The following is a 3227-nucleotide window of genomic DNA, read 5'->3' on the forward strand; positions in this document are numbered from 1 at the left end:
GTCGGTGGGCAGGGGAAGTAAAACTGCCACTGCAACTGCAACTGCAACTGCAACTGCAACTGCAAGGAGCATTACTCTGTTTTGCGGCGCGGCATTTTGCTTCACGGCGGGGTTGGATCCGGATCGACCGCCGACCGAGCTTCATCATCTGGTGGGGGCATGACCTGCGAATGATGCGATGCCTCATTGCTGGCATTTTGCTTCGCAATCGGTTCGTATCCCAATCGACCAACGACCGTGTTTCAACATCCGGTGGTGGCATGACCCACGAACAACATCCCGCGTCACCACTACGACATTGCATGACCGCGGTAGGGTCGCATCCCGATCGACTGCTGGCTGTGTTTCAACATCCGGTGGTGGCATGGCAAACGAACAACATCCCGCGTCACCACGACGACAGTGCATGACCACGGTAGGGTCGCATCCCGATYGACCGCTGGCCGTGTTTCAACATCCGGTGATGGCATGACCCACGACCAACGCGGGGTTTCTGCACCACCTCAATGCACCGTTACGGCCACTGCATTTCACCCTTGGCGACTTTGGCACTCACCTCCAACGAACTGACGCCCTGCAGGGTGGGGTAGCGTTTTTTCATCGCGGCAATCAACGCATCGGCGTTGCGGCTGCGTGCGGTTTCTTCGTCGAAGGCGCGGAGGTAGGCGGCGGTGAAATCGAGGGCGCTGCTGTCCAGTGTCGCGCCGCTGGCGTAGTGGCCGGGGATGACGCGGGTGGGTTTGAGGGCCTTGATGGTGGCCAGGGTGGTGAGCCAATCGGCATGCGACTGCGCGCTCTGGGTGTCGGCCATCCAGACATGTTCGCCGGCGACGATGGGAATGCCGCCGAGGACGGTGCGCAGGGTGGGTATCCAGACGACCGTGCGGTCCGGGGTCGGACCGTCGAGGCCGATGATCCGTAGTGGCTGGCCTTCGAGGGTGAGGGTGTTGCCGTCCAGGACCTGCGGGATGACGATGCGTGCGGGTTTGTCAGCGCCCATCTGCGGTCCCCAGTAGGCGAGCTTCCCAACCTGGGTGGCGGTGATGTGGGCGACGGTCTGCGCGGTGGCGACGATGCGGGCGTCGGGGAAGGCGTCCTGCAGGGTGGCCAGGCCGAAGTAGTAGTCCGGGTCGCCGTGGCTGATGTAGATGGTGGTCAGGCGCTTGCCGGAGGCGCGGATGCGCTGGACCAGTTGGGCGGCGTCGGAGGCAGCGAACTGGGCGTCGATCAGCACGGCGTCGTGCTGGCCGGTGATCAGGTTGGAGGCCACCGAGAACAGCGCCTCGTCACCGGGATGGTAGGGCTGCACGTGCAGTGCATGCGCCTGGACGGCTGCAGGGGCGGCCTGGCTGGCGGCGGGTGCGGTCACGCCAAGCGCCGTGCCGATGGCCAGCGCAAGCGCCAAAGTGGCGCGCGAGAAGTTCGGCATTTCACTAATTCCTGTGCGGTGCGGCCCCGGCATCACGCCGGGGCCCGGTAGAGCCGAGCCATGCTCGGCTGCTCTGTCCGTGCCAACCAAGGGCCGGCGGCTGCGTCAATACGCGGCCGTGGCAATCTGCCGCACGTACTGCGGCGTCTCGATCTCACTGACGAACGCATCGGCGTAGTCGGCATAGCTGATCCGGCTGTGGCCGTCGGCGGCCACCAGGAAGTTCTTCGCCTGGGTGCGGAAGCCGCCGCGCTGCGGACCCGGGCCGATTTCGGCGGCGGGGGAATAGAACGTCCAGTCGAGGTCATCGACGGCCTGCAGCTGCTTGAGCGTTTCGCGCGCGGCCAGGGCGACCGGCTTGTAGGCGTCCGGGAAGCCCTCGGTATCCACCAGCTGCACGCCGGGGGCCACTTCCAGGCTGCCGGCGCCGCCGACCATGATGAAGCGCGGCACGCCGGCCTGGCGCGCGGCCTTGACCAGCTCGGCAGAGACGCTGGTCACCGTGCCGGGGGCATCGCCCGGGCGCGGGCCGAAGGCGCTGGCCAGCACGTCGTGACCGGCGATCACGGCGGCCAGGGCGTCGGTATCGTCCAGCGCGGCGACGGCGAGCTGGGCGCCGTCCAGTTCGGTCGGCAGGTCGTTTTCACGGCGCACGATGGCGGTGACCTGATGGCCACGGGCGAGGGCCTGACGGGCGATTTCACGACCGATGTTGCCGGTGGCACCAACGAGGGCAATCTTCATGGGGGCGGATCCGTTGAGGAAGGAAGGCCAGCGTATGCGCCTTAAATCGTCCGAAAAACCGCGTATAACGGTCTAATTTGTTGCATGGATCGATCAGATGGACCGTATGACAGCCATGAACGTGTTCGTGGAGGTGGTCGAGCGCGGCAGCCTCACCGCCGCTGCCGAGGCGCTGGAGATGTCGCGTGCCATGGTCACCCGCTACCTGGCCGAGGTGGAGCGGTGGCTGGGCGCGCGGTTGCTGCACCGGACCACGCGCCGGATCAGCCTGACCGCGCCCGGCGAGGCCGCGCTGCTGCGCTTCCGGCAGATGCTGGCGATCGGCGATGAGTTGCACGGCGAGCTGGCCACCGACAATCCCGAACCGCACGGGTTGATCCGGGTTACGGCCAGCGTGTCGTTCGGGCAGATCCACCTGGCGGCGGCGGTGGCCGATTTCGTCAAGCGCCATCCACTGACCCGGGTCGAACTGCTGCTGGTGGACCGGGTGGTCAACCTGGTCGAAGAACGCGTGGATATCGCCGTGCGCATTTCGCGCGCGATCGATCCGGCGCTGATCGCGCGCTGGTTGGCGCCCTGTCGTTCCGTGCTGTGCGCAGCGCCGTCGTACCTGGCCGAGCGGGGCACGCCGACCACTGCCGACGAACTGGCCGGGCACAACTGCCTGACCCACCACTACGTTGGCAAAAGCGTCTGGCATCTGCAGCGCGACGGACGTGCGATCGCCGTAGCGGTAGGCGGCAACATCAGCGCCAACGAAGCCTCGCTGCTGCTCGAAGCGGTGCGTGCCGGTGCAGGCATCGCGATGCTGCCGACCTACCAGATTGCCCCGCTGCTGCGCAGTGGCGAACTTGTTGAAGTGCTGCCCGAGTACGACGTGGAAGGCCTGGGCATCCATGCGGTCTACGCGTCGCGCCGGCAGCTGCCGACGATCATGCGCAGCTTCCTGGATTTCCTGGTGGAACGCTTTGCCAGTCCGACGTTCCTGGCGCAGCTGTAAACGCAGCCCCGGTAGAGCCGACCGTTGGTCGGCTGCATGCGGCCACTGCGGTTG

4 protein-coding genes are annotated in these 3227 nt (G+C 66.1%); 2 read left to right on the forward strand and 2 right to left on the reverse strand.

Annotated elements, in window-relative coordinates; genetic code table 11:
- On the forward strand, positions 1 to 410 hold a 410-nt coding region (locus AC1DQP_RS18570; protein ID WP_478052210.1), incomplete at its 5' end, for a hypothetical protein.
- 104 nt (positions 411 to 514) lie between these two features.
- Here AC1DQP_RS18570 and AC1DQP_RS18575 read toward each other — a convergent pair.
- Complete coding sequence (locus AC1DQP_RS18575; protein WP_457320807.1) at positions 515 to 1429, reverse strand: MBL fold metallo-hydrolase; 915 nt, start codon at positions 1427 to 1429, stop codon at positions 515 to 517.
- A 105-nt stretch (positions 1430 to 1534) separates the two neighbouring features.
- Positions 1535 to 2173 (reverse strand): NAD(P)-dependent oxidoreductase, encoded by a 639-nt coding sequence (locus AC1DQP_RS18580; protein WP_457320809.1) that lies wholly within the window; start codon positions 2171 to 2173, stop codon positions 1535 to 1537.
- A 97-nt stretch (positions 2174 to 2270) separates the two neighbouring features.
- Here AC1DQP_RS18580 and AC1DQP_RS18585 point away from each other — a divergent pair, with 97 nt between their 5' ends.
- The gene (locus tag AC1DQP_RS18585; protein WP_457320811.1) at positions 2271 to 3173 is read left to right on the forward strand and encodes a LysR family transcriptional regulator; all 903 of its coding nucleotides are present in this window, start codon (positions 2271 to 2273) and stop codon (positions 3171 to 3173) included.
- The last annotated feature ends 54 nt before the right edge of the window (positions 3174 to 3227 follow it).

The sequence above is a fragment of the Stenotrophomonas sp. P5_A8 genome (assembly GCF_056400545.1).